4 protein-coding genes are annotated in these 3392 nt (G+C 43.5%); 3 read left to right on the top strand and 1 reads right to left on the bottom strand.

Annotated features, from left to right (window positions below):
• Positions 1 to 728: 728 nt before the first annotated feature.
• Positions 729 to 989, top strand: a complete 261-nt coding sequence (locus IEW70_RS17550) for a hypothetical protein (protein WP_188649204.1) — start codon at positions 729 to 731, stop codon at positions 987 to 989.
• Between the two features lie 78 nt (positions 990 to 1067).
• Positions 1068 to 1181, top strand: a complete 114-nt coding sequence (locus IEW70_RS17545; RefSeq protein WP_188649203.1) for a DUF1657 domain-containing protein — start codon at positions 1068 to 1070, stop codon at positions 1179 to 1181.
• 278 nt (positions 1182 to 1459) lie between these two features.
• Here the strand turns inward: IEW70_RS17545 and IEW70_RS17540 are convergent, their stop codons facing one another.
• Positions 1460 to 2026: a hypothetical protein gene (locus IEW70_RS17540; RefSeq protein WP_188649202.1), complete on the bottom strand. Its 567-nt coding sequence runs from the start codon at positions 2024 to 2026 to the stop codon at positions 1460 to 1462.
• Positions 2027 to 2117: 91 nt separating this feature from the next.
• Here IEW70_RS17540 and IEW70_RS17535 point away from each other — a divergent pair, with 91 nt between their 5' ends.
• A complete protein-coding gene (locus IEW70_RS17535) occupies positions 2118 to 2858 on the top strand; it encodes a VanW family protein (RefSeq protein WP_188649201.1) in 741 nt (246 codons plus the stop codon).
• Positions 2859 to 3392 lie beyond the last annotated feature (534 nt).

The following is a 3392-nucleotide window of genomic DNA, read 5'->3' as shown; positions in this document are numbered from 1 at the left end:
GCTGTTTTAAATGCTTTATGCGGATTGTTTTAATAAACTGGGGCAATCTAGAAGAAGCCCCTGAAAATCCTCTTTTACAAATGGGAAAAGCCCCTTATATTAGGGGCTTTTTTCACGAATAACGTGGACTGCGAAGTTACATTACAGGAAGCCCGAAGGACGTGGAATATCCCAGATGCAGATAAATGTGCTGGGAATTTTGAGACCAAAAAATATGTAAAGTCGGACTACAAAGACATCCTCCTATGGAGACATTTGCACTGAAGCATGGGGTACGGCAACGATTCGCAAAATAGATGGCCATTTGGACGTTTTCCGCCGATAACATGTATTATCAGCGGAGTTATGCTGGTGTTTAGTGATGTTATCGGCGAAGTTGAGGCCCCGATCCCGTTAAAAACTCCGCCGTTAATGTTACTCCGGTGATAACACCCTAAGCTATAGGCGTTGTGTTTGCGCTCGTCTTCGATGTTATCGGCGGAGATTGAGAAAGTGGCCAAAAAATCTACGAATCGTTGTCATACCCCCTAATGAGACGAAAAACCGAGAAATCCCCCATGGGTAAGAACAGCTTTTTGTGGATTTCCTACCTAAGAGGTAATTTGTTATGAGCTATGGCAAATCTGCTGGGGATCTTCATAACAGAACACGGACTTTATGTATAATCTTCGTTGTTTCGAAAAAAGAATAAAGGACCCCACAACTTTAAATTAAAGGAGTGAAGAAGCGTGCAACAGCAAAATCAACAACAACTACAGCAAGCTCTTCAAGCGGTCCAACAGGCCCAACAAGCCGTAACACAGGCTCAAAACCAGGCTAACCCGCAAGCGCTTCAGCAGGCCCAGCAACAGTTGCAGCAGGCCCAACAACAGGTTCAACAAATGCAAAATCAAACCGGACAATTAAACACCCAGCAACAACAACAGCTACAACAAGCCCGTCAGCAGCTACAACAGGCTCAACAATCCATTCAACAATCCCAGAAGTAATATTTGCACGGGCTATTTTAGTTGTTTAAAAACTACATTTTCATGGATGTGCATAATTAGAAAAAAGGAGGAACCAATATGACAGTCGGATCTAAAATCCAGCAAACCGTTGCCAGTGCGGAAGGGGTAGCCGCCAATCTAAGAACATTTGCGCTAGACACGGACAATCAGCAGGCCAAATCTGACTACTAGCTCTATCTAGCAGGACAATGCTTTACACGCCTTCTGACAAAAGAGTGGCTCCATATTCGCATTTAGTTCTGAAGACTGCGAAAACCGCAGTTCGACCATTTACTGTTAAGGGAGCCGACGTACAAAAAATCCTTCGTGCATACAGTAGAAGGCTTGCCACGAAAAGACCCCTTCCAGGCTAGGGGTCTTTTTGCTTTGGTGGAGTTAACAAAAAGAAAGATTGTTCACCATTGGGCTCGACCGTGTTTTCAATCCAAAAGGAAATATGGGTCTGCCACCTAATTTTCATGCTGGGATGGTTCTAACCAAGAGCCCTCCGGGGTGGAAGGGGATGAGCGGGGAGAGAGACGAACGTCAACGTGTGATTTCATTTTCTCCTGTACGAATTTAAAGATCTCGTCATAATCTACCGCTTGTTCTAATGCTTTGATTAGTGCTTCCTTCAGATTAGGGTCTTGAATGTTATTCATTTCAAAAGCGTTACTAACGATAGCTTGGAAATTAGGTTTCGATTCATTTTTATGATTGGATATAGAAGCAGTACCTAGGTGTGAGCTCCTAGAAAAGCTGTCCCATGGAGGACGATGTCTTATTTTGTAGGGTTTCCGACGATAATAGTACATCATCTGCGAATTCACCATGTTAGGATCCATATGCCACCATTGGTAATGCAAAACCTTCACTCCTTTTGGTTTTATGATACAACAAGACATTGGTATCGTATGCCCGTCTATCCGCAGAGTCACCCGTGCAAAAGCCTGTTTTCCCATCCGATCTCCATTGTGCTTTATAAAGGATGTTAAAAAGCGAATAGCCCTCCTCAATGTGATCACCTTCTTTGACATGTTACTCACTCTTTACAAGAATGGGCTTTTGCGTATACATTTTTTTAAATCTATCTGGGGAAAATTACCTTAGAAGGAAGGAGGTTTACCCATGAGGCGTTGGGCTATTTTCATTTTATGCACGCTGCTTTTGGTATCAGGCTGTGTGCCGAAGAAAAATGAAAGTAAGAATCAATCCCCTCCGAAGCAGACCAAAGTGAGCGTTCGGACAAATAACCGGGATGGAAAATTAGAAACGCTTGATTTGCTACAAACAGGGGGTCAGTTGCTGTCTTCATACACGACCTATTTTGACCCGACGAAGACGCACCGCGCGCATAATATTCAACTGTCAAGCAATGCAATAAATGGTCATGTGGTTGATGTCGGGGAAGTTTTTTCATTTAATCAGGTCGTTGGAGAACGGACGCTGGAACGTGGATATAAACCAGCCCCGGAAATTGTCAAAGGGGAATATACAGAAGGAATCGGTGGCGGAATCTGCCAAACATCTTCCACCCTTTTTAATGCAGTGGATGCTGCCGGCCTCCGCGTTATCGAACACGTGAGCCACAGTCATGTGGTTACCTACGTGCCAATAGGGAGGGATGCGACTGTTTCCTGGAGAGAACCGGACTTTAAATTTCAAAATCAATTAAATGCACCGATCAAGGTTTCATCTAAAACTCAAGATGGGAAAATTACGGTCGCGATCTATGCTCTTTTTAACGAAGTTCCTACCCCGCCGACCACGCTGCCGGAAACGATCCGTGTTGAGCCAAATAAACCTATGTCACTCGATCCGAATGACATGATCAAAGAGATACAAAATCCGCTCCGGATTACAAAATGAAAGCTGAGTTTACGGACTCGGCTTTTTTATTTCCATGCTTTTTAAATCCCTTTCAACTATACTAGTCAGTAGTGCATAAACTCACCCGTTTTTATGCAACCGGTGAAGACCCATTCGGGATGGCACTTATCCCCTCTGAAACTGTCATAATCCCAGTCAGGGCAAGGGATTGCGACATTTTTGCATAAAAAATGAATTGGAAACGTAACAGGGAAGATGGTTTGTGAAATGACGAAAAAAGCCGCCCCAAACCCTTGGTATAAAAGGGGAGAGGGCAGTTTTTGCATAAAGAATTATAACGTAACAAGATTGATGTTATGTAACGTTAAATGTGCTTCACAAGCGAGACAGACTGTATACGATGTACAGAGTAAATTTAGACCTCCTAGGTTTCCCAACATGGCTTTAACGGCGATTGTCTATGTGTACCCGCTTAGATGGGAAAAGAGGCTTTTGCACCAGTTACTCTGCGGATAGACGGACATACAATACCGTGGCAGGAAAATTATAGCGAGGTGATTATAAATGGAACAT

Origin of the sequence: Marinithermofilum abyssi (assembly GCF_014641195.1) — a bacterium.
Taxonomy (GTDB): domain Bacteria; phylum Bacillota; class Bacilli; order Thermoactinomycetales; family DSM-45169; genus Marinithermofilum; species Marinithermofilum abyssi.
The sequence above is the reverse complement of the archived record's forward strand: the minus strand, read 5'-3'. Positions and strand labels throughout refer to the sequence as shown.